Origin of the sequence: Xanthomonas translucens pv. undulosa, from assembly GCF_017301775.1 — a bacterium.
GTDB lineage: Bacteria > Pseudomonadota > Gammaproteobacteria > Xanthomonadales > Xanthomonadaceae > Xanthomonas_A > Xanthomonas_A translucens.
The window spans coordinates 3,907,488-3,932,696 of record NZ_CP063993.1; the positions used below are offsets into that span (position 1 = coordinate 3,907,488).

General features: G+C 69.0%; 31 protein-coding genes. 7 read left to right on the forward strand and 24 right to left on the reverse strand.

Translation table 11 applies throughout. The annotated features are described in order from the left end of the window. Positions 1-103: 103 nt before the first annotated feature. The 14 genes from mgtE to ISN38_RS16595 form a co-directional block, all read right to left on the reverse strand. Positions 104-1,462, reverse strand: a complete 1,359-nt coding sequence (gene mgtE / locus ISN38_RS16530; RefSeq protein WP_003478109.1) for a magnesium transporter — start codon at positions 1,460-1,462, stop codon at positions 104-106. A 232-nt stretch (positions 1,463-1,694) separates the two neighbouring features. Further along, positions 1,695-3,434 (reverse strand): phosphoenolpyruvate--protein phosphotransferase, encoded by a 1,740-nt coding sequence (gene ptsP, locus ISN38_RS16535; RefSeq protein ID WP_004425829.1) that lies wholly within the window; start codon positions 3,432-3,434, stop codon positions 1,695-1,697. A 58-nt stretch (positions 3,435-3,492) separates the two neighbouring features. Continuing rightward, positions 3,493-3,762 (reverse strand): HPr family phosphocarrier protein, encoded by a 270-nt coding sequence (locus ISN38_RS16540; RefSeq protein WP_003478115.1) that lies wholly within the window; start codon positions 3,760-3,762, stop codon positions 3,493-3,495. Continuing rightward, the gene (locus ISN38_RS16545) at positions 3,755-4,147 is read right to left on the reverse strand and encodes a PTS sugar transporter subunit IIA (RefSeq protein ID WP_003478117.1); all 393 of its coding nucleotides are present in this window, start codon (positions 4,145-4,147) and stop codon (positions 3,755-3,757) included. The genes ISN38_RS16540 and ISN38_RS16545 overlap by 8 nt, the downstream gene beginning before the upstream one ends. A 160-nt stretch (positions 4,148-4,307) precedes the next feature. Continuing rightward, positions 4,308-5,186, reverse strand: coding sequence for an RNase adapter RapZ (gene rapZ / locus ISN38_RS16550; RefSeq protein WP_058358526.1), 879 nt, complete (start codon positions 5,184-5,186; stop codon positions 4,308-4,310). Next, complete coding sequence (hprK, locus tag ISN38_RS16555) at positions 5,183-6,133, reverse strand: HPr(Ser) kinase/phosphatase (protein WP_058358525.1); 951 nt, start codon at positions 6,131-6,133, stop codon at positions 5,183-5,185. The genes rapZ and hprK overlap by 4 nt, the downstream gene beginning before the upstream one ends. 2 nt (positions 6,134-6,135) lie before the next feature. Further along, the gene (locus tag ISN38_RS16560) at positions 6,136-6,591 is read right to left on the reverse strand and encodes a PTS sugar transporter subunit IIA (RefSeq protein WP_004425837.1); all 456 of its coding nucleotides are present in this window, start codon (positions 6,589-6,591) and stop codon (positions 6,136-6,138) included. 39 nt (positions 6,592-6,630) lie between these two features. After that, entirely contained in the window at positions 6,631-6,948 is a 318-nt protein-coding gene (hpf, locus tag ISN38_RS16565) for a ribosome hibernation-promoting factor, HPF/YfiA family (RefSeq protein ID WP_003478125.1), read from the reverse strand. A 57-nt stretch (positions 6,949-7,005) separates the two neighbouring features. Continuing rightward, a complete protein-coding gene (locus ISN38_RS16570; protein WP_004425841.1) occupies positions 7,006-8,454 on the reverse strand; it encodes an RNA polymerase factor sigma-54 in 1,449 nt (482 codons plus the stop codon). A 43-nt stretch (positions 8,455-8,497) separates the two neighbouring features. Next, the gene (lptB, locus tag ISN38_RS16575) at positions 8,498-9,217 is read right to left on the reverse strand and encodes an LPS export ABC transporter ATP-binding protein (RefSeq protein WP_003478130.1); all 720 of its coding nucleotides are present in this window, start codon (positions 9,215-9,217) and stop codon (positions 8,498-8,500) included. Further along, on the reverse strand, positions 9,217-9,816 hold the full coding sequence (lptA, locus tag ISN38_RS16580) for a lipopolysaccharide transport periplasmic protein LptA (RefSeq protein WP_004425843.1): 600 nt from the start codon (positions 9,814-9,816) through the stop codon (positions 9,217-9,219). Before lptA ends, lptB begins: the two co-directional genes overlap by 1 nt. After that, entirely contained in the window at positions 9,794-10,360 is a 567-nt protein-coding gene (lptC, locus tag ISN38_RS16585; protein ID WP_004425846.1) for an LPS export ABC transporter periplasmic protein LptC, read from the reverse strand. Before lptC ends, lptA begins: the two co-directional genes overlap by 23 nt. Further along, complete coding sequence (locus ISN38_RS16590) at positions 10,357-10,905, reverse strand: KdsC family phosphatase (protein ID WP_003478135.1); 549 nt, start codon at positions 10,903-10,905, stop codon at positions 10,357-10,359. Before ISN38_RS16590 ends, lptC begins: the two co-directional genes overlap by 4 nt. 91 nt (positions 10,906-10,996) lie before the next feature. Further along, entirely contained in the window at positions 10,997-11,998 is a 1,002-nt protein-coding gene (locus ISN38_RS16595; RefSeq protein ID WP_004425847.1) for a KpsF/GutQ family sugar-phosphate isomerase, read from the reverse strand. A gap of 52 nt (positions 11,999-12,050) precedes the next feature. On the opposite strand from ISN38_RS16595, the gene ISN38_RS16600 reads away from it, so the two are divergent. From ISN38_RS16600 to ISN38_RS16610, 3 genes are all read left to right on the forward strand, one after another. After that, positions 12,051-12,281: a BolA family protein gene (locus ISN38_RS16600; RefSeq protein ID WP_003478139.1), complete on the forward strand. Its 231-nt coding sequence runs from the start codon at positions 12,051-12,053 to the stop codon at positions 12,279-12,281. A 65-nt stretch (positions 12,282-12,346) separates the two neighbouring features. Continuing rightward, positions 12,347-13,621: a UDP-N-acetylglucosamine 1-carboxyvinyltransferase gene (murA, locus tag ISN38_RS16605; RefSeq protein ID WP_047325117.1), complete on the forward strand. Its 1,275-nt coding sequence runs from the start codon at positions 12,347-12,349 to the stop codon at positions 13,619-13,621. Continuing rightward, positions 13,618-13,947 carry a hypothetical protein gene (locus tag ISN38_RS16610; protein ID WP_004425851.1) on the forward strand — a complete coding sequence of 110 codons (330 nt, stop codon included), beginning with the start codon at positions 13,618-13,620 and terminating at the stop codon, positions 13,945-13,947. The genes murA and ISN38_RS16610 overlap by 4 nt, the downstream gene beginning before the upstream one ends. Before the next feature lie 105 nt (positions 13,948-14,052). On the opposite strand, the gene ISN38_RS16615 is transcribed toward ISN38_RS16610, so the two are convergent. Further along, on the reverse strand, positions 14,053-14,601 hold the full coding sequence (locus ISN38_RS16615) for a DUF3108 domain-containing protein (RefSeq protein WP_399506428.1): 549 nt from the start codon (positions 14,599-14,601) through the stop codon (positions 14,053-14,055). Between the two features lie 285 nt (positions 14,602-14,886). Here ISN38_RS16615 and ISN38_RS16620 point away from each other — a divergent pair, with 285 nt between their 5' ends. Then, complete coding sequence (locus ISN38_RS16620) at positions 14,887-15,057, forward strand: hypothetical protein (protein WP_155522260.1); 171 nt, start codon at positions 14,887-14,889, stop codon at positions 15,055-15,057. A 303-nt stretch (positions 15,058-15,360) separates the two neighbouring features. Here the strand turns inward: ISN38_RS16620 and ISN38_RS16625 are convergent, their stop codons facing one another. From ISN38_RS16625 to purM, 6 genes are all read right to left on the reverse strand, one after another. Then, positions 15,361-16,044: a DUF3108 domain-containing protein gene (locus tag ISN38_RS16625; protein WP_004425855.1), complete on the reverse strand. Its 684-nt coding sequence runs from the start codon at positions 16,042-16,044 to the stop codon at positions 15,361-15,363. Positions 16,045-16,046: 2 nt separating this feature from the next. After that, positions 16,047-16,892 carry a DUF3108 domain-containing protein gene (locus ISN38_RS16630; RefSeq protein WP_047325116.1) on the reverse strand — a complete coding sequence of 282 codons (846 nt, stop codon included), beginning with the start codon at positions 16,890-16,892 and terminating at the stop codon, positions 16,047-16,049. 67 nt (positions 16,893-16,959) lie between these two features. Then, the gene (gene purN, locus ISN38_RS16635; RefSeq protein ID WP_047325115.1) at positions 16,960-17,613 is read right to left on the reverse strand and encodes a phosphoribosylglycinamide formyltransferase; all 654 of its coding nucleotides are present in this window, start codon (positions 17,611-17,613) and stop codon (positions 16,960-16,962) included. Next, positions 17,610-18,056 carry a hypothetical protein gene (locus ISN38_RS16640; RefSeq protein ID WP_003471899.1) on the reverse strand — a complete coding sequence of 149 codons (447 nt, stop codon included), beginning with the start codon at positions 18,054-18,056 and terminating at the stop codon, positions 17,610-17,612. Before ISN38_RS16640 ends, purN begins: the two co-directional genes overlap by 4 nt. Before the next feature lie 10 nt (positions 18,057-18,066). Next, a complete protein-coding gene (locus ISN38_RS16645; protein ID WP_003471902.1) occupies positions 18,067-18,693 on the reverse strand; it encodes a DUF2238 domain-containing protein in 627 nt (208 codons plus the stop codon). 5 nt (positions 18,694-18,698) lie between these two features. Then, entirely contained in the window at positions 18,699-19,724 is a 1,026-nt protein-coding gene (gene purM / locus ISN38_RS16650) for a phosphoribosylformylglycinamidine cyclo-ligase (protein ID WP_176718331.1), read from the reverse strand. Between the two features lie 128 nt (positions 19,725-19,852). Here purM and ISN38_RS16655 point away from each other — a divergent pair, with 128 nt between their 5' ends. The 3 genes from ISN38_RS16655 to hda are packed head-to-tail and all read left to right on the forward strand — an operon-like array spanning position 19,853 to position 22,865. Continuing rightward, positions 19,853-20,971, forward strand: a complete 1,119-nt coding sequence (locus ISN38_RS16655; RefSeq protein ID WP_038239476.1) for a DUF2066 domain-containing protein — start codon at positions 19,853-19,855, stop codon at positions 20,969-20,971. Next, positions 20,968-22,137 (forward strand): AI-2E family transporter, encoded by a 1,170-nt coding sequence (locus tag ISN38_RS16660; protein WP_003471919.1) that lies wholly within the window; start codon positions 20,968-20,970, stop codon positions 22,135-22,137. Before ISN38_RS16655 ends, ISN38_RS16660 begins: the two co-directional genes overlap by 4 nt. After that, a complete protein-coding gene (gene hda / locus ISN38_RS16665; RefSeq protein ID WP_003471921.1) occupies positions 22,134-22,865 on the forward strand; it encodes a DnaA regulatory inactivator Hda in 732 nt (243 codons plus the stop codon). The genes ISN38_RS16660 and hda overlap by 4 nt, the downstream gene beginning before the upstream one ends. Positions 22,866-22,958: 93 nt before the next feature. Here the strand turns inward: hda and murU are convergent, their stop codons facing one another. From murU to ISN38_RS16680, 3 genes are all read right to left on the reverse strand, one after another. Next, the gene (gene murU, locus ISN38_RS16670) at positions 22,959-23,684 is read right to left on the reverse strand and encodes an N-acetylmuramate alpha-1-phosphate uridylyltransferase MurU (RefSeq protein WP_003471923.1); all 726 of its coding nucleotides are present in this window, start codon (positions 23,682-23,684) and stop codon (positions 22,959-22,961) included. After that, entirely contained in the window at positions 23,681-24,709 is a 1,029-nt protein-coding gene (locus ISN38_RS16675) for an aminoglycoside phosphotransferase family protein (protein ID WP_206711914.1), read from the reverse strand. Before ISN38_RS16675 ends, murU begins: the two co-directional genes overlap by 4 nt. 82 nt (positions 24,710-24,791) lie before the next feature. Continuing rightward, complete coding sequence (locus ISN38_RS16680; protein WP_003471926.1) at positions 24,792-25,061, reverse strand: GlsB/YeaQ/YmgE family stress response membrane protein; 270 nt, start codon at positions 25,059-25,061, stop codon at positions 24,792-24,794. Positions 25,062-25,209: the final 148 nt, after the last annotated feature.

Genomic DNA, 25,209 nt, shown 5'->3' on the forward strand with positions numbered 1-25,209 from the left:
GGCGTTCCTGCTTGCGCGGGCGGGTCGGCGCGGCCCGGCAGGCGCTGGCGGGACAGCCGATACAGGTGCGCTGCGCGGCAATGCGCAGGCCACCTGGATCGGGCTACAGCAGCACCAGCGTGGCCAGGCCGAGGAAACTGAGGAAGCCCATCACGTCGGTCAAGGTGGTCAGGATCACCCCGCCGGCCAGCGCCGGATCGAAGCCAAGGCGCTTGAGCGTCAGCGGCACCAGCACGCCGCCGAGCGCGGCGGTGAGCAGATTGATGGTCAGCGCCGAGCCGATCACCAGCGACAGCAGCGGCTGCTTGAACCACGCCAGCACGATCAGGCCCAGGCCGATGCCCAGCGCCAGGCCGTTGATCAGCGCTACCGCCAGTTCCTTGCGCAGCAGCACGGCGAAGTTGGAGGCGCCGATCTGGCCCAGCGCCAGGCCGCGCACCATCAGCGCCAGCACCTGGGTGCCGGCGTTGCCGCCCATGCCGGCGACGATCGGCATCAGCGCGGCCAGCGCCACCAGTTTGGAAATGGTGCCCTCGAACTGGCTGACCACGCTGGAGGCGATGAACGCGGTGCCGAGGTTGATGGTCAGCCACAGCAGGCGGCGCCGGAACGCGCGCCGCACCGGGCTGAACATGTCCTCGTCCTCGTCCAGGCCGGCGGCGCTCATCGCCTGGTGCTCGGCCTGGTCGCGGATGATGTCGACCACGTCGTCGATGGTGATGCGGCCAAGCAGGATGTTGTTGTCGTCCACTACCGGCGCGGAGATCCAGTCGTGGTCTGAGAACTGCCGCGCGACCTCGTCGGCGCCTTCGCCCACGTCGATGGCCGGCTGCTCGTCGTCGATCAGCCGGTTGATCGGGGTGGAATCCTCGTGGGTGACCAGCGCGGCCAGCGACACCCGGCCCAGGTACTGGTGGCGGCGGCTGACCACGAACAGGTGATCAGTGTGGTCGGGCAGTTCGCCGCGCAGGCGCAGGTAGCGCAGCACCACGTCGACGTTGACGTCGGCGCGCACGGTGACCACGTCCGGGTTCATCAGGCGCCCGGCGCTGTCCTCGGGATAGGACAGCACCTGCTCCAGGCGTTCGCGGTTCTCGCGGTCCATCGACTTGAGCACTTCGTCGATGACCGTGTCGGGCAGATCCTCGACCAGGTTGGCCAGGTCGTCGATGTCCAGGTCTTCGACCGCGGCGACGATCTCGTCCGGGTCCATGTCCGCAAGCAGGCTTTCGCGCACTTCCTCGCCGACGTGCAGCAGCACCTCGCCGTCGTCTTCCGGATCGACCAGGCCCCACACCACCACGCGCTTGCCGGGCGGCAGCGACTCGAGCAGGTTGCCGATCTCGGCCGGCGCCAGCGTATTGACCAGCCGCCGCACCGGGCCCAGGCGCCCGCTGTCCAGCGCATCGGACAGCAAACGCAACTGCCGCGCGGTCTTGTCGTGGCGGACGGCATCGGCCATGCGCTGCTCCTGAAAGTGGAAGGCCGCGCGCCGACGGCGTGCGGTGGATCAGATGTTCATCGCGACATTATCGCCTGCATGTTGCGGGAAGCACAGCGGTGTGGAGCCGGGACGCGGAAAGGCGACAGCAACAGCGGGTTGCCGATGGCGATGGGGGATTCGCTGCGCCGATGCTGCAGGTCGGTGCGTGGTGCTTTTTTTGTCGTAGCGCAGAGAACGCTTGCACTCGCGATCAAGTTCCCGGGTCCCGGGTCCCGGGTCCCGCGTCCCGGCTCCACCGCTCGATCCCCTTCCGATCCCGCGCCTGCAGCAGCTTCGCGCCGCGCAGGCGCAGCGCCTGCAGGTCGGTGTCGCGGATCACCCGGCGCACTTCCAGCAGCGTCGCCGGGTGCAGGCTGAACTCGCGCAGGCCCAGCGCCAGCAGGATCGGGGTCAGCGCCGGGTCGCCGGCGATTTCGCCGCACACCGCCACCGGCTTGGCGTGGGCCTGACCGGTGGCGATGACCTGCGCGATCAGGCGCAGCACCGCCGGGTGCAGCGGCGAATACAGCTCGCCCAGCGCTTCGTTGTTGCGATCGGCGGCGAGCAGGTATTGCACCAGGTCGTTGGTGCCGATCGACAGGAAGTCGATGGCGTCGATAAAGGTGTCCAGCGCGATCGCCGCGGCCGGCACCTCGATCATCGCGCCGAGCTGCACCTGTTCGGCGATGGCGTGGCCTTCGCGGCGCAGCTGCGCCGCGATGCGCTTGAGATGGCGGCGCATCGCCATGATCTCCTCGCGCGCGCTGATCATCGGCAGCAGCACGCGCACCGGGCCGTAGCCGGAGGCGCGCAGGAGCGCGCGCAGTTGCGTGTCCGAGACCTTGGGCCTGGCCAGCGACAGGCGCACCCCGCGCAGGCCCAGCGCCGGGTTCTGCTCGTTGCTCATGGTCAGACCGGTGCGGTCGGCCTTGTCCGCGCCCAGATCCAGGGTGCGGATGGTCACCGGCCGCCCGCTCATGCCGAGCACCGCGTCGCGGTAGGTGCGGAACTGCTCTTCCTCGTCGGGCAGCGCGTCGCGCTGCAGGAACAGGAATTCGGTGCGGTACAGGCCCAGGCCGTCGGCGCCCAGCGCATGCGCGCGGGCCACGTCGTCGCGCGACTCGGCATTGGCCAGCAGCACGATATCGACCCCGTCGCGGGTGCGGCTGGGTTTGGAGCGCAGCTTGCCGAGGCCGCGTTGCAGCCTGGCCTGGTCGCGCACGCGGGTACGGTAGTCGCGCAGGTCGTCGGGGGTGGGCTCGACGATCACCGCGCCGCGTACCCCGTCCACGATCAGCACGTCGCCGTCGTTGATCTTCTGCAGCGCATCGGCGACGCCGACCACCAGCGGCAGGTGCAGGCTGCGCGCCAGGATCGCGCTGTGCGACAGCGCGCTGCCGACGCTGGTGACGATGCCGACCACGCCCTGCGCCTGCAGTTGCGCCAGTTCCGACGGCGCCACGTTCTCGCATACCAGTATCTCGCCGGCCAGGCCGGCGCTGTCGGGCTGGCGCTTCTGCAGGAACGCATGGATGCGCCCGATCACATGGTCCAGATCGTCCATGCGGCTTTTCAGGTAGGCGTCTTCCATGGCGTCGAACACGGTCGCCAGGCGGTCGCGCTGCAGGCGCAAGGCATAGTCGGCGCTGTAGCGGCCGGTGCGGATCAGTTCGTCCAGGCCGTGCAGCAGTTCCGGGTCGTCGAGCAGCAGCGCGTGCAGGTCGAGGAACTCGCCGACCTCCTTGGCCAGGGCGCCGTGCAGGCGCTGGCGCAGGCCGTGCATTTCCTCGCGCGCGGCGTTCACCGCCAGGTGCAGGCGTTCCAGTTCCTCGGGAATCTGCGCGGCGCCGATGCGTTGTTCGGCCACGTCCAGCGCGTGCGGCAGGCGCACGCGTGCGCGGCCCAGCGCGTTGCCGCGCGAGGCGCCGTGGCCGTCGATGCGCAGGCTCACCGCGCGCCCCCGCCTCGGCACGGCCGCGTCGTCGCCTGCGGCGGCCGGCGCTGCATGCTCAGCTGTCCTCGTCGAAGCGCCGCTCAAACAGGCCGACCACGGCCTCCAGCGCGTCGGCTTCGTCGGCGCCGTCCACCCGCACCGTCACCGGCGTGCCTTGCGCGGCAGCCAGCAGCATCACCCCCATGATGCTCTTGGCGTTGACCTCGCGGCCCTTGGCCGCCAGCGTGGCGTTGCAGCGGAACGAGGACAGCATCTGCACCAGCTTGGCGGTTGCGCGCGCATGCAGGCCCAGGCGGTTGGAGACGATGAGTTCGCGTTCAAGCATCGTCGATCACCACGCCGTTGCGCGAGCCAGCGGCCGCGGTCGCGGGCAACTGGTCCAGTCCCTGTTCGGGGTAGTTCATGATCCGCAGCAGCATCGGCAGGCTCAGCGCCGAGACGCGCCGCACGGGGGTGCCCAGGCGCGCGAGTTTCGCCGCCAGGTTGCTCGGGCTGGCGCCGTACAGGTCGGTGACGACCAGCACGCCGGCGCCGTCATCGACCCGCCGCAACGCCGCAGACGCCTGCGGCAGCAGCGCGTCCAGATCTGCATCCAGCGGCACTTCGAACGCTTCGGTCTTCAGCGGCAACTGCCGCAACAGTCCGGTGGCCACGTTCAACAGCGACGCGCCCACACCGGGATGAGTAATCAGGAGAATGCCACAGGCCATGGGAGAACGTTAACAGGTCGCGCAGGGCGCAGGGAATGGTTCGGGACCCGGGACCCGGGACCCGGGACTCGGGACTCGGGACTCGATCGTGAGTGTGAGTGTGAGCGTTGTCTGCGCTCAGGCGCTCTTCGCTTTTCCGAGTCCCGAGTCCCGAGTCCCCTCAATCCTGCTCCCGATGAAACGTCGCCACTTCTGGCCAGCCCTGTTCGCGCGCGTGGCGGGCCAGGCGTTCGGCCAGGTACACCGAGCGGTGCTTGCCGCCGGTGCAGCCGAAGGCGATGGTGACGTAGCTGCGGGTGTCGTTGCGCAGCCGCGGCAGCCAGGTGTCGAGGAAGCCGATGATCTGCGCGGTGTATTGCTGCACCTCCGGCTGCGCGTCCAGGTAGTCGCGCACGTCGCTGTCGCGGCCGGTCAGCGGCCGCAGTTGCGGATCCCAGTGCGGATTGGGCAGCACCCGCGCGTCGAACACGAAGTCGGCTTCGGCCGGCACCCCGCGCCGGTAGGCGAAGGATTCGAACAGCAGCGACAGGCTGTTCTCGTGGGTCAGCGCGAATTCGGTGGTCACCCGCCGGCGCAGCTGGTGCACGTTGAGCGCGCTGGTGTCGATCACCGCGTCGGCCTCGCGGCGCAGCGGTTCGGTCAGCGCGCGCTCGCGCTCGATCGCCTCGGGCAGCGACAGGCCCAGGTGCGACAGCGGATGCCGGCGGCGGGTGTCGGCATAGCGCTTGATCAGCGCCTCGTCGGTGGCGTCGAAGAACAGCAGCCGCGCGTCCAGGCCGAACTGCGCCACCGCCTCGCGCCAGCGCGTCAGCTGCGCCAGGTCGCTGTGACGGCTGCGCACGTCGATGCCCACCGCCAGCTTGCCGGGGCCGACGTCGTCGCGCACCAGGCTCTTGACGAAGGCCGGCAGCAATTCCAGCGGCAGGTTGTCGACGCAGTAGTAGTCCAGGTCCTCGAAGGTCTTCAGCGCCACCGATTTGCCCGAGCCGGACAGGCCGCTGACGATCACCAGGGTGGAGGTGTTCGCCACCGCGTTCATGACGTGCGCCGTTCGAGCAGGTTGCTGTGGCGGGCGATGAACATCGCCGCCGGGTCGATGCCCTTGGTGCGCAGGATGTGCAGGCGCGTGGCGGCTTCGGTCAGCACCGCCAGATTGCGCCCGGGCATTACCGGCAGGGTGATCAGCGGCACGTCCAGGTCGAGCACGTGGCGGGTGCCGGAATCGCCGGTCAGGCGCTCGTAGCCATACGGGGTCGGTTCGGTCATGGGCCGGGTCAGGTGCACGATCAGGCGAAGATACTTGTTCTTCTTTACAGCGGTGTCACCGAACATGTCGCGCACGTTGAGCACGCCCAGGCCGCGCACTTCCAGCAGGTCCTGCAGCAGTTCCGGGCAGGTGCCGTCGAGCACGTCGGGGGCGATCTGGGTGAATTCCGGGGCGTCGTCGGCGACCAGCCGATGGCCGCGGCTGAGCAGTTCCAGCGCCAGCTCGCTCTTTCCGGAGCCGGCCTCGCCGGTGACCAGCACGCCGATCGAGTAGATCTCCATGAACACCCCGTGCAGGATCACCCGCGGCGCCAGCGTGCGCGCCAGGTGGTAGGAGAGGTGGTTGAGCAGTTCGTGGCCGCGCTTGGGCGAGCCCCACAGCGGCGTGTCGGATTCGTCGGCGGCCGCCCGCAAGTCTTCCGGGCACGACTGGTTCTTGGTGATCACCAGCGCCAGCGGCCGCACCTGCACGATCTTCTCGATGGTCTCCCAGCGCTGGCGCGCATCCAGCGAATCCAGCCAGGCCAGTTCCTCGGTGCCGAGGATCTGCACCTTGTTCGGGTAGATCGTATTGAGGTAGCCGGCCAGCGACGGGCGCCGCGACACCGCGTTGCCGGCTTCCAGCTCGCGGTGCTCGCCCTTGTGCCCGCCCAGCCAGCGCAGGCCGAGCCGGTCGCGTTGCTGGTCGAACAGTTCGCGGGCGGTGATGCTGGTGTTCATGCTCATGCGGCGCTGGCCTGGGGAGCGCCGCCGAGCAGGTCGTGCAGCGCGGCAGCGTCGGGAGCGCGGCGCAGCGCGGCGCGGAAGCCCTCGTCGGAGAACTGTTCGGCCAGTTCCGACAGCAGCATCAGATGTTGGTGGGTGTAGTGCGCCGGCACGGCCATGGCGAAGATCAGGTCGACTTGGCTGCCGTGGCCGTCGAAGTCGATCGGCTGCTCCAGGCGCAGCAGGGCGCCGCGCGGGGCATCGAGATGCGGGGCGCGGCCGTGCGGGATGGCGATGCCATGGCCGATGGCGGTGCTGCCGAGCCGTTCGCGCTCGCGCAGGCTGGCGAAGAGTTCGTCACAACCGGCCTGCGGACAGGCCAGCAGGCCGGCAGCGGTACGCAGCAAGGTGTCGCGATCGGCGGCCGGCAGCACCTGGGTGCGGACGGCCGCTAACAGCTCGGTCAGAGGCATGGATCGGTCAAGGGCATGGCAGGAGCGAGGTGTGCAGGATCACACGATATTGTCGCGCACCTCGGCCGCGTGGTGGTCCTGTTTCTTTTCCTTGTGCTTGATGATCAGCCGGTCGAGCTTGTCGGCGAGCAGGTCGATCGCCGCGTACATGGTCTGCGCGCTGGCATCGGCATGCAGAGTGCGGCCGGGAACGTTGACGGTGGCCTCGACGTGATGGTCGGGCTTGCGCAGCGCCAGCTGGGCGCGGACCTCGATGGTTTCCTCGTAATGCCGCTTCAGCCGCTGGAGCTTGGTCTCCACGTACTCGCGCAAGGCGGGGGTGACTTCGATCTGCTGGCCGTAGGTCTCGATACGCATCGGATACTCCTTGGTTCGGGATTCACCTTATGAACCATTTCCGCTTGCCGCCGACGCTCAACCGATGCGGACGCGTTCGTGGGAAGCGGAAATGTTCATGGCCTCACGATACTTCGCAACCGTGCGCCGCGCTACAGGCACGCCGGCGCCTTTCAGCAGCTCGGCCAGCTTGGCGTCAGAAAGCGGCTTGCGCGGGTTCTCGGCGTCGATCAGGCGCCGCAGCATCGCCTGAATGGCGGTGCTGGAGGCTTCGCCGCCGCTGTCGGTGTCGATGCCCGAGGCGAAGAAGGCGCGCAGCGGGATGGTGCCGCGCGGGGTGCGCACGTACTTGCGGGCGATGGCGCGGGAGATGGTGCTCTCGTGCAGGCCCAGTTCGCCGGCGATCTCGCGCAGGGTCAGCGGGCGCAGCGCCTGCTCGCCGAATTCGAGGAAGCCGGCCTGCTGGCGCAGCAGGCAGCGGGTCACCTTGAGCAGGGTCTCGCCGCGCGCCTCCAGGCTCTTCAGCAGCCAGCGCGCTTCCTGCAGCTGGCCGCGCAGGTAGCCGGCGTCGCTCTCGCCGCATTGGCGGATCAGCTGTTCGTAGCCGCGGTGGATGGTGACCTTGGGCCGCGCGTGCCCGGCCAGCGCCGCATGCCAGATGCCGCGCTGGCGCCACACCACGCAGTCGGGCACCACGTAGGTGTCGGCGCTGAGTTCGCCGACCTGCTTGCCCGGGCGCGGGTCCAGCGAGCGCAGCAGAGTGACCGCGGTCTCCACCGCCGAGGCCGGGCGCTTGAGGTCGTGGGCGATGCCGGCGATGCCGCTGCGCGGCAGTTTCTCCAGCGGTCCGTTGGCAATCGTGCGCGCCAGCTCCAGCCCAGGCGTGTCCGTGGGCAGCACGTCCAGCTGCAGGTTCAGGCATTCGCCCAGCGTGCGCGCGGCGATGCCGACCGGGTCGAAGCGCTGGATCTGGTGCAGCACGGTGAGAATTTCCTCCTCCTCAGCGAGGATGTCCGGCTGCAGCGTCTCGGCGATCGTGGCCAGCGGTTCGCGCAGGTAGCCGTCGTCGTCGAGCGCGTCGACCAGCGCCGCGCCGATACTGCGGTCGCGCGGCGACAGGTGCGACAGGTGCAACTGCCACAGCAGGTGGTCGATCAGCGTATCGGGTTCGGCGACGCGCTCGGCGGCGCTGCCCATGTCGTCGTCGTCGTCGAACGAGCCGCCGCCGCCGCTGCTCCAGGCCGGCTCGGCATCGGACCAGTCGTCGCCGTCGTGCTGCGGAACGTTGTCCAGCGTATCGCCGGCCGGCGGCACGACCTCGGCCTCGCCTTCGGCGCTGCCGGCGCCGGCGACATCGAGCGTGGGCACGGCGTCTTCGGCCCATTCCAGCAGCGGATTGCTCTCCACCGCCTCGGCGATCTCCACTTCCAGCTCGGCGCTGGACATCTGCAACAGCTTGATCGCCTGCCGCAACTGCGGCGTCATGACCAGATGCTGTCCCAGCGATGTCTGCAGCCGTGCTTTCATGCCTGTGCCGAACGGGAAAGGGCGTGGCGCAACGCCCGCGCGGTCAGAGCCTGAAGGTTTCCCCGAGGTAGACGCGGCGCACGTCGCTATCGGCCAGCAATGCTTCCGGCGCCCCCTGCGCCAGCACGCTGCCTTCGTTGAGGATATACGCCCGGTCGCAGATTCCCAAGGTTTCGCGCACGTTGTGGTCGGTGATGAGCACGCCGATGCCGCGTTGCTTGAGGTGGGTGACGATGCGCTGGATCTCGCCGACCGAAATCGGATCGACGCCGGCGAAGGGTTCGTCGAGCAGCATCAGCCGCGGCTTGGCGGCCAGCGCGCGGGCGATCTCGCAGCGGCGGCGCTCGCCGCCGGACAGGCTGGCGCCGAGCTGCTCGGCGACGTGGCCGATCTGCAGTTCGTCCAGCAGCGAGGACAGTTCGCGCTCGCGGCCGGCGTCGTCCAGGTCTTCGCGCAGTTCCAGCACCAGGCGGATGTTGTCGGCCACGCTGAGCTTGCGGAACACCGACGGCTCCTGCGGCAGGTAGCCGACGCCGAGCTTGGCGCGCTTGTACATCGGCAGCGCGGTGATGTCGTTGCCGTCGAGCACGATGCGCCCGGCATCGGCCTCGACCAGGCCGACGATCATGTAGAAGCAGGTGGTCTTGCCGGCGCCGTTCGGGCCGAGCAGGCCGACCACTTCGCCCGCCTCAAGGGTCAGCGCGAACTCGCGCACGACCTCGCGCTGCTTGTAGCGCTTGCGCAGGCCTTCGGCGAGCAGCATCACTGGCCCCCTTGCTTGGCCGGGGTGGTGGGCTTGGCCGGCGCCGCGGCGGGCTTGGCGGCCGGTTTGGCGGCGGGCTTGGCGCCGGCAGCCGGGGCGCCGGCTGCCGGCGCGTTCTTCGGCTGGATCACCGTGTGTACGCGGGTGCCATCGCCGCCGCCCTGCATGTCGCCGGTCTTGGTGTTGTAGACCATCCGCTGGCCGGCATTGGTACCCTTGGGCGAGGTCATGCGGTAGTTGCCGGTCAACACCACGGTGTCGGTGCCGACCTTGTAGTCGATGTTGTCGGCCACGGCATCCATCGGCGAGCCGTCGTCCATCAACTGCTTCAACGTGGCCTGCTTGCCGGTCAGCACCACGCGGTCGATCTCGCCGTCCTTGCGGAACAGGTCGGCGGTATCGGCATGGATTTCGAGCGTGCCCTGGATGATGACGACATTGCCCGTGTAACGGATCTTGCCGTTGTCGTCGAGCATGTTGCCGCTCTGGTTGGCGGAGGTGATGTCCATCGGCTGATTGCGATCGGACGACTTGGCCATCGCCAGTGCGGGCAGCAGCAGGGCGAGCAGCGCGAGCTTAGCGGGCAGCGTTCGGTTCATAGCGGGTCTTGACCTGTGAAAGGAGCTTGTACTGCCGGGACTTCAAGTCGACTTCGAAGCCGACGCCGGACTGCATCATACCGGGCCGGGTCATGGTGACCGGTTCGGCGGTGCGCGCGGTGCTGGTCTGCGGGAAAACGTCCAGGCTCTGGGTACGGAAGGTGGTGGGCGGGATGCTGGGGACCTTGGGGCTGTCGCCGGCCACGTCGCCGCGCAGGCGCAGTTCGTTGCCGTCGGCGCTGACCCAGCCGGTCTTGCTGCGCATTTCCCAGTGCTGGCCATTGGCGTCCGGCAGCAGGAACAGCGGGGTCTCGATCGCCATGGTCTGGTCGGCGCGGCTGCGTTCCATCTGCGGCGCGCGCAGGGTCATCGACTCCTTGCCCTGCTTGTCCAGCGCGACGATCTGGAAATCATGCGCGATGTAGTCCGAGCGGGCCTCGGCGTCGGTGCTCGGTACCCGCTTGCTGCGCTGGTGCCAGGCCGACCAGCCGCTGACCAGCGCCGCGACCAGCAACAGGCCCCCTAGAAAGGTGCGCCAGTTCATGCGCCATGCTCCTGCAGCAGGGAAGGAACGTGGCCTTGCGCGGCCAGCAGCACGTCGCACAGTTCGCGTGCGGCACCTTCGCCGCCGCGGGCGCGGGTCAGCCAGTGCGCGTGTTCGGCGGTCCACGGGTGCGCATTGGCCGGCGCCACCGCCAAGCCGACCACGCGCAGCGGCGCCAGATCCGGCAGGTCGTCGCCCATGAAGCACACCTGCTCCAGGCTCAGCCCGCGTGCCTCGCACAGCGCCTGCACCCCGGCGCGCTTGTCCTTGACCCCGATCTGCACCAGCAGGCCCAGTTCCTGGCCGCGCTTCTCCGCGGCCAGGCTGGGCCGCGCGGTGATCAGCGCCACCTCGATGCCGTGCCGGCGCAGCTGCACCAGGCCCTGGCCGTCGAGCACGTTGAACGCCTTGCTCTCGTTGCCGTCGCGATCGTAGTACAGGCGGCCGTCGGTCAGCGTGCCGTCCACGTCGAAGCACGCCAGGCGGATGCGGGCGGCGCGGTCGATCAGGTCGGCGGAAAGGTCGGCCAGCGGGGAATAGGGCATGGTTCGCTATATCGGGGCGGGAAGGCCGGCTTTCCAGCAGGCCAGGTCCAGCGGCGCAAGGCGCCGGCAGGCAGTGAACAAGTTCAGGCTGTTAAACCACTCTGGCGCGCAACAGGTCGTGAATGTTGAGCGCGCCGACCGCGCGGCCGGCGCCATCGACCACGATCAAGCCGTTGATCTTGTAGGTTTCCATCAGCCGTGCGGCCTCGGCGGCGAGCTGGTCGGCGCCGATCGTGCGCGGCTGCCGGGTCATCACCTCGGCGATGCGGGTCTGGCGCACGTCCAGCGCGCTGTCCAGGGTGCGGCGCAGGTCGCCGTCGGTGAACAGGCCGAGCAGGCGCCCGTCGCCATCGACCACCGCGGTCATGCCCAGGCGCTTGCGGCTCATCTCCACCAGCGCCTCGCTGAGGCTGGCGTCCTCGCGCACCCGCGGCAGTTCGTCGCCGCCGTGCATCACATCGGTGATGTGCAGCAGCAGGCGCCGGCCCAGGCTGCCGGCCGGGTGCGAGCGGGCGAAATCGTCGGCGGTGAAGCCGCGCGCGTCCAGCAGCGCCACCGCCAGCGCATCGCCCAGCGCCAGCGAGGCGGTGGTGCTGGAGGTCGGCGCCAGGTCCAGCGGGCAGGCCTCGGCCGGGACGCTGACGTCCAGGTGCAGGTCGGCCTCGCGCGCCAGCGTGGACTGGGCGCGGCCGGTCATCGCAATCACCGCGTTGCCCTGGCGCTTGAGTACCGGCAGCAGCATCAGGATCTCGTCGGACTCGCCGGAATAGGACAGCGCCAGGACCACGTCGGCATCGGTGATCATGCCCAGGTCGCCGTGCCCGGCCTCGCCCGGATGCACATAGAACGCCGGGGTGCCGGTGGAGGCGAGGGTGGCGGCGATCTTGCGCGCCACGTGCCCGGACTTGCCCATGCCGGTGGCGACCACGCGTCCGCGCGAGGCCAGGATCAGCCGGCATGCGGCGGCGAACGCGGCGCCGATGCGCGCGCCGACCGCGCCCAGCGCGGCCTGCTCGATCTCGACCACGCGGCGGCCGCTGGCGACCAGGCTGGCGTCGTCGATCGCGTCAGGGGACAGGGGCGATACAGCCATGCGGATGCCGGTCGGAGGGTAGAATGGCCGATCATTTTATTAGGAAAGCCCGTTGGACGCCGAAACCATCCGTAAACTGATCGAGGCCGGCCTGCCCGGCGCGCGCGTGCAGGTGCAGGGCGACGACGGCGTGCACTTCGAGGCGACCGTGGTCAGCGCCGCGTTTGCCGGCAAGCTGCCGCTGGCCCGCCACCGCATGGTCTACGCGACGCTGGGCGAGCTGATGGGCGGGGCGATCCATGCGCTGGCGCTGACCACGCTGACCCCCGAGCAGGCCGGCTGACCAGGCCGGCTGCGCCGCGTCCCCGCGTTCCGTTCCGTTTCTTTTTTTCCAATCCCCCGAGACCCATGGCCAAAATCGTAGTGACCGGCGGCAATGCGCTGCACGGTGAAGTGAACATTTCCGGCGCCAAGAACGCAGTGCTGCCGATCCTGTGCGCGACCCTGCTGGCCGATGCGCCGGTGGAGATCACCAACGTGCCGCAGCTGCACGACGTGATCACCACGGTGAAGCTGCTCGGCGAACTGGGCGCCGAAGTCACTATCGACGAAGGCACCCTGGCGCGCGGCAGCGCGATCACCGTGGATCCGCGCAAGGTCGACCAGCACGTGGCGCCGTACGAGCTGGTGCGCACCATGCGCGCCTCGATCCTGGTGCTGGGGCCGCTGCTGGCCAAGTTCGGCGCCGCGGAAGTGTCGCTGCCCGGCGGCTGCGCGATCGGCTCGCGGCCGGTGGACCAGCACATCAAGGGCCTGCAGGCGCTGGGCGCGGAGATCAGCGTCGAGAACGGCTACATCAAGGCCACCAGCAACGGCCGGCTGAAGGGCGGCCGCTACGTGTTCGACATGGTCAGCGTCACCGGCACCGAGAACGTGCTGATGGCCGCGACCCTGGCCGACGGCACCACAGTGCTGGAAAACGCGGCGATGGAGCCGGAAGTCACCGACCTGGCCGACGGCCTGATCGCGCTCGGCGCCAGGATCGAAGGCGCCGGCACCTCGCGCATCGTGGTGCACGGCGTGGAGCGCCTGTCCGGCGGCCGCCACGCGGTGCTGCCCGACCGCATCGAGACCGGCACCTTCCTGGTCGCCGCGGCGATGACCGGCGGCAGCGTCACCGTGCGCCGCGCGCGCGCCGACACGCTCGACGCGGTGCTCGACAAGCTGAGCGAGGCCGGCGCCAGCATCGAGACCGGCCCGGACTGGATCCGCCTGGACATGGACGGCAAGCGCCCGCGCGCGGTCAGCCTGACCACCGCGCCGTACCCGGCGTTCCCGACCGACATGCAGGCGCAATTCATGGCGCTCAACTGCGTGGCCGACGGCGTTGGGGTGATCAACGAGACGATCTTCGAGAACCGTTTCATGCACGTCAACGAGCTGCTGCGCCTGGGCGCGGATATCCAGGTCGAAGGCCATACCGCGATCGTGCGCGGCACCGAGCGGCTCAGCGGCGCGCCGGTGATGGCCACCGACCTGCGCGCCTCGGCCTCGCTGATCCTGGCCGGGCTGGTCGCCGACGGCGACACCACCATCGACCGCATCTACCACCTGGACCGTGGCTACGAGAACATCGAGGAGAAGCTGGGGGCGCTGGGCGCGTCGATCCGGCGCATCGCATGATCCTCAGTGGCCGTTTCACCCGGCGGCGCAAGGTGCTGCTGGCGGTGGTGATCCTGCTACTGGCCTGGATCGGCTACGCCTGGTATGCCGGCATCGCCATCACCCAGGGCATCGAACAGCGCGACATGGACTGGAACGGCGACGGCCAGGTCAGCCGCAGCGAGATCGCGCAGGCGTTCTACGCGGTTGGCGTGACCCGCACCCTGAACGGCCCGCGCCAGTGCAGCACCTTCTACTGGCGCAACAGCGGCGTGCAGATCCGCGTAGATTGCCGTACCAGCTTCGTGCCGGCGGGCAAGCAGTTGCAGACGACAAAGACGCCATGAGCCATCCGTGCGTTGGCGCTGTCCGCCCATCGCGCGCTGCTTATCCGAGCAGTTGAAAGAAAAAGGCGGGCCGTGCGGCCCGCCTTTTTCGTGATGGATGCTTGTCTAGTTCAGTGAGCTCATGACCAGAAGCAGCGTTTGTTTGCCGTTGTCGGTTTGCTGGATGCGTACCGGAGCCGGTGCGTCGGGCACGATCCAGGCCAGGGTCTGCTTGCTGCCATTGGTGTAGCTGATTTTGGTCGCATTCTCGGTCTTGCCATTGAAGCTGATCGTTTCAGTGCCGACCACCTGATATGTCGTCTGTTGCGCCTTGCCCAGGTTCACGATGTTGTAGATCAGAGGATTGCCTGCGTTGACGTCGCTGACGATCGCCAGATTCACCAGCAGCGGGTTCAGGTCGCCAATCGTCAGTGGCACCGGCCCGCTTTGCTCGGATGTGACGTTGCCCGACCAGGTTGCTTGCAGGCTACTCCAGTTGTATTGGCCAAGCGCCTCGCTCTTGTTGCCGAAGGTCTTCAATACATCATCGCTGGCGAGCGGGCGCAAACGACCAGTGGCGGTATCGAATACAGTGGTTTGGTTGAGTTGGGCGAAAAGATTCTTGATATCGAGGTTATAGGTCCACTGGTCGCTGCCATTTTGGGTCAGGGTCATGGTGCCAGTGGCTTGCGTACCCAGGTAATTGGCTTGGTATTTCGCTTGGAATGGCTCGATTGCCATGGCTGATACGCTTGCCAGACTCAGTACTGCGGCAGTGAGGGCGCACAACGGACCTGAGATGCGTGACATCTTTATACTCCTCTTATATTGATTTAGGCAGATCGATGCGGTGCTTGACTGTCTTCATGCGTGCAGACGGCGTGCCGGTATTGCTACGCCATTGGTGCTCTGCAGCGATGCGTTTCTGCCGCCAACTATCCGTGAAACGCAAAGCGCGTCGTGCTTGAGATGCTCCATGCTTGGTATTTAATTAATTACATGCCATTTTGGGCGGGCGATAAAAATGCTGCTGAACCAGGTTTGATGTCAATGTGGGTTCTGGTTCATGCGTTGTCCATTTTTGCGAAAAGTGATGGCGCGCATTTTTATTTATTGATGGAGGCGCGCTAGATGTTCAGTGATCGCATGGCGGCCTCTTCACTCTTCGAATATGCAGGCTTCATTACAGCTTGGCGCAGGCACGGTTCATAGCGCTCGATGGCGTGAGCGTGATGAACTCTTCGATCGGGTTTTCGTCCACGCCGATGAAGCGCTGGGCCGGGGCATGGACATTCGGGGCGGCATGCCGCGATCATGCCTGGCCGCGTGGCGGGCGGCGTAGTACGCCCCCGCTGCCGATCACCGACCTGTGCGCGTCGGTGCTGTTGATGCAAGGCGGGCACTGCGGCCCGCTTTTTTGCGTGACGCCGCGGTTCAGTGCAGCGTCTTGATGGTCAGGTCCAGCGCGTCCTGGCCGTTCTCGCGTTGCAGGATGCGCACCGGCACCGGCATGTCCGGCACGATCCAGGCGATGATTTCCTTGGAGCCGTCGCTGCGGCTGACCTTGGTCGCCTGCTCGCTCTTGCCGTTGACGGTGATGGCTTCCTTGCCGGCCACCTTGTAGGTCATCGGCTTGGCGCGGCCCTCGTCGACCATGCGGTAGCTGGGCGTCTTGCCGGCGTTGACGTCGCGCGCGATCGCCAGGTTGATCAGCAGTGCGTCCATGTCGCCTTGCTGCAACTTTACCGGGCCGCGGCGGTCGGGCTTGACGTCGCCGGCCCAGGTCGCCTGCGCGGTGCTCCAGTCGTAGGTGGCGGTCACCGCCTTCTTCTTGATCAGGAACAGCGAGCGGTCGTCGCTGCTGAGCGGGCGCAGTTGCCCGCCTTTCTCCTCGAACACGGTGCTCTGGCTCAGGTCGGCGACCTGGTTCTTGATCGACAGGCTGTAGCGCCAGCGGTTGTTGCCTTCGCTGGCCAGGGTCATCAGGCCGTTGGCCTGCATGCCCATGTAGCTGGCCTGGTAGTCGGCCTTGAACGGCTCCAGCGCCAGGGCAGGCAGGCTGGCCATGGCCAGCAGGGCGGCGGCGAGGGCGGACAGCGGGCGGGCGATGTGTGTCATGGTCAGACTCCTTGGTATTCGGTCAGGCGCAGGTCGATGCGGTCTTCGCCGTCTTCGCGCTGCAGGATGCGTACCGGCGTCGGCACGCCGTTGGCGATCCACAAGATGGTCTCATTCTTGCCGCCATTGGTGCGCGACACGCGCAGCGCGTCGTAGCTGATATCGCCGACCTGCACCGTCTCGGTCTGCTCGGCGGCGTGGTAGATATGTTCGCGGACCCGGCCGACATCGACGAAGCGGTAGCTCATGGTCTTGCCCGGCTGCGCGTCGCGCATGATCGACAGGTTGATCAGCAGCGCGCTCTGGTCGCCGGGCTGCAGCGGTATCGGCTGCTGCCGGTCCTTCTTCAGGTCGCCGTCCCAGCGCGCCACGCCCTTGCCCCAGTCGTAGACGCCGGTGACCTTCTTGCCGAAGAACATCGCCTTCTTCACGGTGCTCTGGCTCTGCGGCACGTAGCGCCCGTCCTGGGTGCGGAACACCGTGCTCTGCTCGATGTTGAGGCCGAGGATGCTGGCGAAGCCGCTGCGGCCCTGCACGGCCAGGTCCACGCGCCATTCGTCGCTACTGCCGTGGCTGACTTCCATGCGCGCATCGCCGGCCTGCTTGCCCTTGTACAGGGCCTGGTAGGTGGCCACGAACGGTTGCAGCGGCGGCGGCGTCCACGGCGCGGCCTGCAGCCCGGGCGCGGCAGCCGCTGCGGGAGCGGCAGGCACGGCAGGCGCTTGCACAGGTGTCGTCGGCGCGGCGGCCGGCGGCGGGGGCGCCTGCGCCAGCACGCCGACGGCCGGCGCCAGCAGGCCGAGGCAGGCCACGGCGAGAACAGCGAACTGACGCGGAAGGGGCTTCATGGGATCGGCTGCGAGGGGAGGGAGTTGGGCGCGGAGGCGCCGCAGCAGAATGAAGGCTGCGGCGTATTCAGAAAATCAGCATGCCTTGGCAATCTAGGCGCAGCGGACTAAACCGACACTGACCGTCGAGCCAGACGCTGCCATCCCGTTCAGCCAGGCGTCCGGCCGCGGCCAGTTGCAACACCGCGCACAGTAGCTGGTGCTCGCGCGGCAGCAGGCGCTGCGCCAGGGCGTCCGGCTGGTCGCCAGCCTGCACCGGCACCCGCACCTGCGCGATCACCGCGCCGGCATCCAGTTCCGGCACCACGAAGTGCACGCTGGCGCCGTGTTCGGCATCGCCGGCCGCAAGCGCCTGCGCATGCGTGTGCAGGCCGCGGTACTTGGGCAGCAGCGAGGGGTGGATGTTGAGCAGGCGGCCGGCGAAGCGCTGCACGAAGCCGGCGCCGAGGATGCGCATGTAGCCGGCGCAGACGATCCAGTCCGGCTGCACGGCGGCGACCGCGTCGCCCAGCGCCTGGTCGAACGCGGCACGGTCGGGGAAGCCGTTCGGCGCCGCCGACCAGCGCTGCGCCGGCACCACCTTGGCCAGCGCCGGCGCCTGCGCACGGTCGCTGAACACCCCGACCACCTGCGCATCCAGCGCGCCGGCGGCGATCGCATCGAGCAGCGCCTGCAGATTGGAACCGCGGCCGGAGACCAGCACCGCCAGACGGATGGTCATCGGCGCGCGTCCTGGAACAGGGCGATGGCGGCCGGACGCTGCAACACCAACAGCGTCCACACCCCCAGCGCGGTGTCCAGGGGGAAGCCGAAACAGGTCAGCGTCGCGGCGATCTTGCATAGCAGCAGCTGGCGGCGTCGGCGCAGTGCCAGCGCCGCCGCCACGTTCGCCAGCAGCAAGAACAGCCCCAACGCCAGCATCACCGAAAACATGACGATCACGCTCTGGCCGCTCTGCGCGCGGTCGGCGCCCTGGCCGGCAGCGTTGAGCGAGGCCTCGTAGTGGATGCCGAAGGCCAGGAAGCCGCCCAGCAGCAGGACCGACAGGCCTTGCAGTGCCGCCATCAGCGCGTACGGGGTGGCCAAGGTGCGCACGTCCGAATCGGTGCGCAGCGACGCGATGCGACCGAGGTCCGGCGAGGGCAGGGGCGGGGGCAGCGACATGGTGCGATCTCTAGCGCGGCGAGGGCAGGGGACGGCCGGTACGCCGCCACGGCCAGGCGCTCGCGCAGCCCAGGGTGGCCAGCAGCATGTCCATGTGCGCGTCCCACGGATCGCCCTGCTGGCCGTTGTAGGACTCGGCCTGCGCGGGCGAGAGCAGCAGCGCGATCAGCCACTCCAGCCATTCGTAGAGCAGGCTGGCGCACATGATCGCCATCGTCGCCAGCACGAAAGCCTGCCGCGCCGTCAGCGCCGGCCAGCGCTGCCGCGCGTGGTCGCGCAGCGCTGGCGCCAAGCACAGCCCGAACAGCAGGTGGATCAGCCGGTCGGTGTGGTTGCGCTGCCAGCCGAACGCGGCGTTCGGCGACCAGCCGCCGCTCAGCGTGCGCAGCCACTGGTCGTAGGGCACGTTGGAATACAGCCAGTGCGCGGCGATGTTGTGCACGCCGATGAAGGCGCAGATCGCGGCAAAGTGCGCGCTGCGCAGCGGCCAGCGGCGGTCGTGCCAGACCAGCCAGACGATGCCCAGCACCGCCAGCGAACTGTGCATCGCCTGTTCCGCAGGCCACAACGGGTGCAGCCAGCTGGCGGCGAACACTGCCAGGGTCAGCGCCAGCCAGGCGCGTTTGCCCGCCGCCATGCGGCTCAGCCGATGTGCACGCGTTCGCCGGCGCCGGCCGCCACCACCGCGCCGATCTGCCAATGCGCCAGGCCCAGCGTGTCCAGGCTGCGCTCCAGCGCGGCGACCTGGTCGGGCGCGGCCACCAGCACGAAGCCGATGCCGCAGTTGAAGGTACGCCACATCTCGCTGTCGGCGACCGCGCCTTCGCGCTGCAGCCATTCGAACACCGGCGGCAGAGACCAGGCGCTGGCGCGGATGTCCAGGCCCAGGCCGTCGGGGATGACGCGGATGATGTTCTCGGTCAGGCCGCCGCCGGTGATGTGCGCCATCGCGTGGATGCCGTCGGCATGCTCGCCGCGCAGCAGCGACAGGATCGGCTTGACGTACAGCGCGGTCGGCGCCATCAGCGCGTCGGCCAGGGTGGTGTCGCCGACCTGCAGCTCGGCCGGGCGCCCGGCGCGGTCGTAGATGCGGCGGATCAGCGAATAGCCGTTGGAGTGCGGGCCGGAGGAGGCGATGCCGATCAGCACGTCGCCCTGGCGCACCTTGGCGCCGTCGAGCAGCTGCGACTTCTCCACCGCGCCGACGGTGAAGCCGGCCAGGTCGTACTCGCCCGGCGGGTACATGTCGGGCATTTCCGCGGTCTCGCCGCCGATCAGCGCACAGCCGGCCAGTTCGCAGCCGCGGGCGATGCCGCCGACCACCGCCACCGTGGTCTCCACGTCGAGCTTGCCGGTGGCGAAGTAATCCAGGAAGAACAGCGGCTCGGCGCCCTGCACCAGCACGTCGTTGACGCACATGCCGACCAGATCGATGCCGATGCTGTCGTGCCGCCCCAGCTGTTGCGCCAGCTTCAGCTTGGTGCCGACGCCGTCGGTGCCGGACACCAGCACCGGCTCGCGGTACTTGCCGGACAGGTCGAACAGCGCGCCGAAACCGCCCAGCCCGCCCATCACTTCGGGGCGGAAACTGCGCTTGACCAAGGGTTTGATGCGTTCGACGACGGCATTGCCGGCATCGATGTCGACGCCGGCGTCGCGGTAGGTCAACGGGGCGGCGGCGGGGGTCTTGGGAGTGGTCACGGGCGGTGGCGTCGGCGGAAAGACGGCGATTTTAACAGGCCGCATTGGCGCCAGGCCCGCATTCGGGCAACAATTCGCCCCGGATACGCCGAGCAATGGAACCTTCGATGCGCCGCAGCCTTGCCTTACTCCTGTCTTTCGCGCTGTGCCTGCCCGCCGCGGCCGCCCTGGCCCAGGCCGGTCTGCGCACCGAAGGCGACGTCGCCGGCGCGCAGAGCCCCTACGACGCCGAGGTCCCGGTCAACAGCCAGAGCGAGGTGGACCGCAACGGTGCGGTGGCGCGCGCGCTGGGCGTGGTGCTGGGCAAGATCTCCGGCGACCGTACAGTGATGTCGCGCTCGGGGGTAGCTCAGGCGCTGCGCAACGCCAAGAATTTCGTCGACAGCTACGACTACCGCCAGGACCAGGGCACCTCGCCCAGCGGCGCGCCGACCTTCCGCACTACCTTGATCGCGCGCTTCCGGCAGAGCGACGTCGACGGCCTGGCCGCCGCGCTGGGCCTGCCGCTGTGGCCGCAGCCGCGGCCCAAGCCGGTGCTGTGGCTGGCGATCGACGACGGCAGCGGCCCGCGCCTGGTCGGCGTGCAGCAGTCCAATGCCGCGCGTAGCGTGCTGGACCGCGCGATCGAGCGCGGCTACCGGCTCGGCCTGCCCACCGGCAGCGCCGCCGAGCAGGCCCTGGTCGGCGCGATCTGGCGCCAGGACACCGCTGCGGTGGCCAGCGCGTCCTCGCGCTACAGTCCACCGATGCAGTTGATCGGCAAGCTGTACCGCGGCAAGTCCGGCGGCTGGACTGCCGACTGGGTGTTCGTCGACAGTGGCAAGGCGCTGTCCAGCTGGTCGGCCAGCGACGCCGACGCGCGCCGGGCCATGGCCGCCGGCGCCGACGGCGCCGCCGACGCGCTGGTCAAGCGCTACGCCAAGGCGGCCAGCACCGGCCCGGCCGGTGTGTACCGTGTGCTGATCAGCGGCATCGGCAGCGCCGACGACTACCTGCGCGTGTCCGCGGCGCTGCAGAACACTTCGGTAGTGCGGCGCATCGTGCCGATCCAGGCCAGCGGCGACCGCCTGGAACTGGACCTGGACCTGCTCAGCGGCGTGTCCGGCCTGAACCGCATGCTCGGTGCCGACAGCCCGCTGCAGCCGGTGACGGTGCCGGTCGAGGGCGGCCCGATCATCCTCAACACCGAGCGCACCGAGTACCGGCTCAAGTGACGCTATCCCCCGAAGCGGAAATCGCCCAGTTCCTGCGCCGCCTGAAATGGGCCGCGGTGATCCTGGGCGTGCTGTGGGTGATCGCGCTGCTGGCGCCGATCCTGACCCCGTTCGCGCTGGCGCTGCTGCTGGGCTGGCTCGGCGACCCGCTGGTCGATCGCTTGGAGCGCGCCGGCCGTTCGCGCAACATGGCGGTGACCCTGGTATTCGTGCTGATGCTGTTGCTGCTGGTGCTGGCGCTGCTGATCCTGGTGCCGATGCTGGAGCGGCAGATCGTCACCTTCATCGACGTGCTGCCGCAGGCGCGCGACTGGTTCACCGGCACCGCGATCCCGTGGGCCGAACACAAGACCGGGCTGCAGCTGATGGCCTGGCTGGATCCGGAGCGGCTGATCGAATGGATCCGCGGCCACTGGCAGCAGGCCGGCGGCGTCGCCGCGACCTTCTTCGGCTACCTGTCGCGCTCGGGCTTCGCCATGGTCACCTGGGTGGTGAACCTGGTGCTGCTGCCGATCCTGACCTTCTACTTCCTGCGCGACTGGGACATCCTGGTCGAACGCGTGGCCGCGACCATCCCGCGCAACCACGTCGCCACCGTCGGCCGCCTGGCGCGCGAGTCCAACGATGTGCTGGGCGCGTTCATCCGCGGCCAGTTCCTGGTGATGCTGGCGCTGGGGGTGATCTATGCCGGCGGGCTGAGCCTGATCGGGCTCAATCTGGGCCTGCTGATCGGCATCGTCGCCGGCCTGATCAGCTTCATCCCCTACCTGGGCGCGACCACCGGCATCCTGCTGGCGATCCTGGCGGCGCTGGTGCAATCCAAGGGCTTTGACCTGCAACTGATGATCCTGGTCGGCGTGGTGTTCACCGTCGGCCAGTTGCTAGAAAGCTACGTGCTGACCCCGCGCATCGTCGGCGACAAGATCGGCCTGCATCCGGTGGCGGTGATCTTCGCGGTGATGGCCGGCGGCCAGCTGTTCGGCTTCCTCGGCATGCTGCTGGCGCTGCCGGTGGCGGCGGTGGCCAACGTGCTGCTGCACTATCTGCACGAGCAATACCGGCAGAGCGAGCTGTATGCCGGCGACAAGTCGGCAATCCTGCTCGACGGCAGCGCCGAGCGCGCGCCGCTGATCGAACCGCCGCCGCGTGGCCCCGAACAGCCGTGAGCGTGCCGCAGCTGCCGTTGGCGTTGCGCTATCCGCCGGAGCAGCGCCTGGACCGCTATGTCGGCGCCCCGGCTGGCCTGCTGGCGCAATTGCAGGCCGTCGCCGACGGCCGCGACGTGGACTGGATCTACCTGTCCGGTCCCGCCGGCACCGGCAAGACGCATCTGGCGCTGGCGCTGTGCGCGGCGGCCGAGCAGGCCGGACGCAGCGCCGCCTACCTGCCGCTGCAGGCCGCCTCCGGGCGCCTGCGCGACGCGCTGGAAGCGCTGGAAGGCCGCCACCTTGTCGCGCTGGACGGGCTGGAAGCGAGCGCCGGGCAGCGCGAGGACGAAGTGGCGCTGTTCGATTTCCATAACCGCGCGCGCAGCGCCGGGGTGACCCTGCTGTACACCGCGCAGGCGATGCCCGACGGCCTGGCGCTGACCCTGCCCGACCTGCGCTCGCGGCTGGCGCAATGCACGCGCATCGCGCTGTCGCCGCTGGACGACCCCCGCCGCGCCGTGGTGCTGCGCGAGCGCGCGCAACGCCGCGGCCTGGTCCTGGAAGATGCAGCGATCGACTGGCTGCTGACCCATGCCGGCCGCGACCTGGCCGGCCTGGTCGCGCTGCTGGAACGCCTGGACCGCGAATCGCTGGCGGCGCAGCGGCGGGTCACGGTGCCGTTTTTGCGGCGGGTTGTGGGGGCGGCGGGACTCGGGACTCGGGACTCGGGACTCGGCAAAAGCTGAGCTCGCCGGCATCCGCATGCAGCGGCTGGCGGCAGGCTTGCCAAACCGGATTCGATTGTCCGCCTCGCGCGTTGAGCGTGAGATCGCCGGAACTCAGCTTTTGCCGAGTCCCGAGTCCCGAGTCCCGAGTCCCGCATCCAACTCCGCCAACCGCTGCGGCGTCCCCACATCGGTCCAGCGGCCGCGATGGTGCAGGCCATGAATGCGGCCGGTTGCCATGTGCGCACGCAGGATCGGCGCCAGTGCGAAGCGCGGCGGCGTGGCGTGGTCTGCAATCGGCGTAGTGAATGCCGCCTGCCAGTCGCGCAGCAGTTCCGGCCGATAGACGCCGATGCCGGCGTAGGTCAGTAGCGGCGCGCCGTCGCTGCGCAGGGTGGTGTCGGCGTGCAGCGCGAAATCGCCGTGCGCGGCATAGGCCGGTGGATCGACCAGCACCAGTTGCGCGAGCCCGGCCGGTTCCGGCTTCAACTGCGCGAAATCGAAATCGGTCCAGATGTCGCCGTTGACCAGCAGGAACGGCGCCGGTCCCAGCAGCGGCAACGCGTGCAGCATGCCGCCGCCGGTTTCCAGCGGCGTGGCGCCTTCGTAGGAATAGGCGATGCGCAGGCCGAACGCGCTGCCGTCGCCCAGCGCCTGCGGGAACTGCTCGGCCAGCCACGAGGTGTTGATCACCACCTCGCGCACGCCCAGCGCGGCGAGCTTGCGCAGGTGCCAGACGATCAGCGGCGTGCCGCCCACCGCCAGCAGCGGTTTGGGCGTGCGTTCGGTCAGCGGCCGCATGCGCTCGCCGAAGCCGGCGGCGAAGATCAGCGCCTTCATGCGCCGGCCGCCGCGCGTTGCGCCAGTGCCGGCTTGATCCGCGCCTGCAGCAGCTGCGCCAGCGGTTGCAGCTGCGGGTGCCGCGGCAACACTTCGTCGAGGTAGCCGATGAAGCGCGGCACGTTGTCCAGGTACCAGGCCTTGTCGTCGCGGTAGTTCAGCCGCGCGAAGATGCCCAGGTTCTTCAGGTGCCGCTGCACGCCCATCCAGTCCGCATCGCGCAGGAACTGCGCCAGCGGCGGCAGCGCGATCCCGGCCCGCAGCGCACGCGCGTGGTAGCGCTCCAGCCAGCCATCGACTCGCGCCAGTGGCCAGCTCACCGTGGTGTCCTTGAACAGGCTGATCGGATCGTAGGCGACTGGGCCGAGCACGCAGTCCTGGAAGTCCAGCACCGCCGGGCCATCGGCCACCGGCATCAGGTTGCGTGGCATGAAGTCGCGGTGCACCAGCACCCGCGGCTGCGCCAGCGCGTTGTCCATCAGCTGGCGTTGTAACGCGTGCAGCGCATCGCGGTCGGCGGCGTCCAGGGTCAGCCCAAGATGGCGCTGCAGGAACCATTCCTCGAACAGGCCGGCGTCGCGCTGCAGCAGCGCCTCGCCGAATACGCCCAGTTCCGGCGGCGCCGCGATCGCCTGCAGCCGCAGCAACTGCCCGAGCGCAGCGTCGAAGTGCGCATCGGCCGACGCGTCGTCCAGCATCTGCGCCATGGTCGGCCCGCCCAGGTCTTCCAGCAGCAGGAAGCCGGCCTCCGCATCCTGCGCCAGGATCGCCGGCACGCGCACGCCGCCTTGCTGCAGCAACGCATGCATGCGCAGCCACGGGCGCACGTCCTCCAGGCCGGGCGGCGAATCCATCAGCACCCGGCTGGCGCCCTTGCCGTGGCTGCGCCAGTAGCTGCGCCAGCCGGCGTCGATCGAGGCGCGCTGCAGCGTCGCCTGCGCGTCGCCCAGTGCGGCACGCGCCCAGTGCAGGCGTTGTGCGGCGCGCAGGTCCGCCGCGTCGGAAAGGTCGGTGCTGGATCTCATCGGGACGCTGCGGCGGACATGGGCCGCACAGCGTAAACGTGCGGCGTCGGCATGGCGAGCCGTGGCGACGCAGCGGTGCGGCTCAGCGTTTGCCGAGGAACAGCCGCAGCAGTGCGAGCAGGGCGATGGCGCCGAGCAGTGCGCCGAGGAAACCGGCCGGCTCGCCGCGGCTGTACCAGCCCATGTAGTGGCCGAACCAGCCAGCCACCAGCGCGCCGGCGATGCCGAGCAGCACGGTGAACAGGCAGCCGGAGCGGCCACTGCTCGGACCCAGGAAACGCGCCAGCAGGCCGACCACGAAGCCGACCAGGATGACGTACAGCCAGCTGTCGCTGCCGAACAGGGTGTGCATGGAGGCGTACCGGAACGTGGAAGGGAAGCGGATCGTGCCAGATTCGGCCGCGCTGCGGCGTACACGCACGCGTGGCCGGCGACGACCTTTAAGCGGCCGTGCAGGCGCGGCTTGCGCATGCGCCGAGGCCAAGCGCCTCTGGCAGCGC

What these genes read in the sequence shown, in the direction of transcription:
- mgtE (WP_003478109.1), bottom strand. Translation starts at nt 1,462, where the DNA reads ATGGCCGATGCCGTCCGCCACGACAAGACCGCGCGGCAGTTGCGTTTG.
- ISN38_RS16540 (WP_003478115.1), bottom strand. Translation starts at nt 3,762, where the DNA reads ATGCTTGAACGCGAACTCATCGTCTCCAACCGCCTGGGCCTGCATGCG.
- ISN38_RS16545 (WP_003478117.1), bottom strand. Translation starts at nt 4,147, where the DNA reads ATGGCCTGTGGCATTCTCCTGATTACTCATCCCGGTGTGGGCGCGTCG.
- rapZ (WP_058358526.1), bottom strand. Translation starts at nt 5,186, where the DNA reads ATGAACGCGGTGGCGAACACCTCCACCCTGGTGATCGTCAGCGGCCTG.
- hprK (WP_058358525.1), bottom strand. Translation starts at nt 6,133, where the DNA reads ATGAACACCAGCATCACCGCCCGCGAACTGTTCGACCAGCAACGCGAC.
- ISN38_RS16560 (WP_004425837.1), bottom strand. Translation starts at nt 6,591, where the DNA reads ATGCCTCTGACCGAGCTGTTAGCGGCCGTCCGCACCCAGGTGCTGCCG.
- hpf (WP_003478125.1), bottom strand. Translation starts at nt 6,948, where the DNA reads ATGCGTATCGAGACCTACGGCCAGCAGATCGAAGTCACCCCCGCCTTG.
- ISN38_RS16570 (WP_004425841.1), bottom strand. Translation starts at nt 8,454, where the DNA reads ATGAAAGCACGGCTGCAGACATCGCTGGGACAGCATCTGGTCATGACG.
- lptB (WP_003478130.1), bottom strand. Translation starts at nt 9,217, where the DNA reads ATGCTGCTCGCCGAAGGCCTGCGCAAGCGCTACAAGCAGCGCGAGGTC.
- lptA (WP_004425843.1), bottom strand. Translation starts at nt 9,816, where the DNA reads ATGAACCGAACGCTGCCCGCTAAGCTCGCGCTGCTCGCCCTGCTGCTG.
- lptC (WP_004425846.1), bottom strand. Translation starts at nt 10,360, where the DNA reads ATGAACTGGCGCACCTTTCTAGGGGGCCTGTTGCTGGTCGCGGCGCTG.
- ISN38_RS16590 (WP_003478135.1), bottom strand. Translation starts at nt 10,905, where the DNA reads ATGCCCTATTCCCCGCTGGCCGACCTTTCCGCCGACCTGATCGACCGC.
- ISN38_RS16595 (WP_004425847.1), bottom strand. Translation starts at nt 11,998, where the DNA reads ATGGCTGTATCGCCCCTGTCCCCTGACGCGATCGACGACGCCAGCCTG.
- murA (WP_047325117.1), top strand. Translation starts at nt 12,347, where the DNA reads ATGGCCAAAATCGTAGTGACCGGCGGCAATGCGCTGCACGGTGAAGTG.
- ISN38_RS16610 (WP_004425851.1), top strand. Translation starts at nt 13,618, where the DNA reads ATGATCCTCAGTGGCCGTTTCACCCGGCGGCGCAAGGTGCTGCTGGCG.
- ISN38_RS16615 (WP_399506428.1), bottom strand. Translation starts at nt 14,601, where the DNA reads ATGACCCTGACCCAAAATGGCAGCGACCAGTGGACCTATAACCTCGAT.
- ISN38_RS16625 (WP_004425855.1), bottom strand. Translation starts at nt 16,044, where the DNA reads ATGACACACATCGCCCGCCCGCTGTCCGCCCTCGCCGCCGCCCTGCTG.
- ISN38_RS16630 (WP_047325116.1), bottom strand. Translation starts at nt 16,892, where the DNA reads ATGAAGCCCCTTCCGCGTCAGTTCGCTGTTCTCGCCGTGGCCTGCCTC.
- purN (WP_047325115.1), bottom strand. Translation starts at nt 17,613, where the DNA reads ATGACCATCCGTCTGGCGGTGCTGGTCTCCGGCCGCGGTTCCAATCTG.
- ISN38_RS16640 (WP_003471899.1), bottom strand. Translation starts at nt 18,056, where the DNA reads ATGTCGCTGCCCCCGCCCCTGCCCTCGCCGGACCTCGGTCGCATCGCG.
- ISN38_RS16645 (WP_003471902.1), bottom strand. Translation starts at nt 18,693, where the DNA reads ATGGCGGCGGGCAAACGCGCCTGGCTGGCGCTGACCCTGGCAGTGTTC.
- ISN38_RS16655 (WP_038239476.1), top strand. Translation starts at nt 19,853, where the DNA reads ATGGAACCTTCGATGCGCCGCAGCCTTGCCTTACTCCTGTCTTTCGCG.
- murU (WP_003471923.1), bottom strand. Translation starts at nt 23,684, where the DNA reads ATGAAGGCGCTGATCTTCGCCGCCGGCTTCGGCGAGCGCATGCGGCCG.
- ISN38_RS16675 (WP_206711914.1), bottom strand. Translation starts at nt 24,709, where the DNA reads ATGAGATCCAGCACCGACCTTTCCGACGCGGCGGACCTGCGCGCCGCA.
- ISN38_RS16680 (WP_003471926.1), bottom strand. Translation starts at nt 25,061, where the DNA reads ATGCACACCCTGTTCGGCAGCGACAGCTGGCTGTACGTCATCCTGGTC.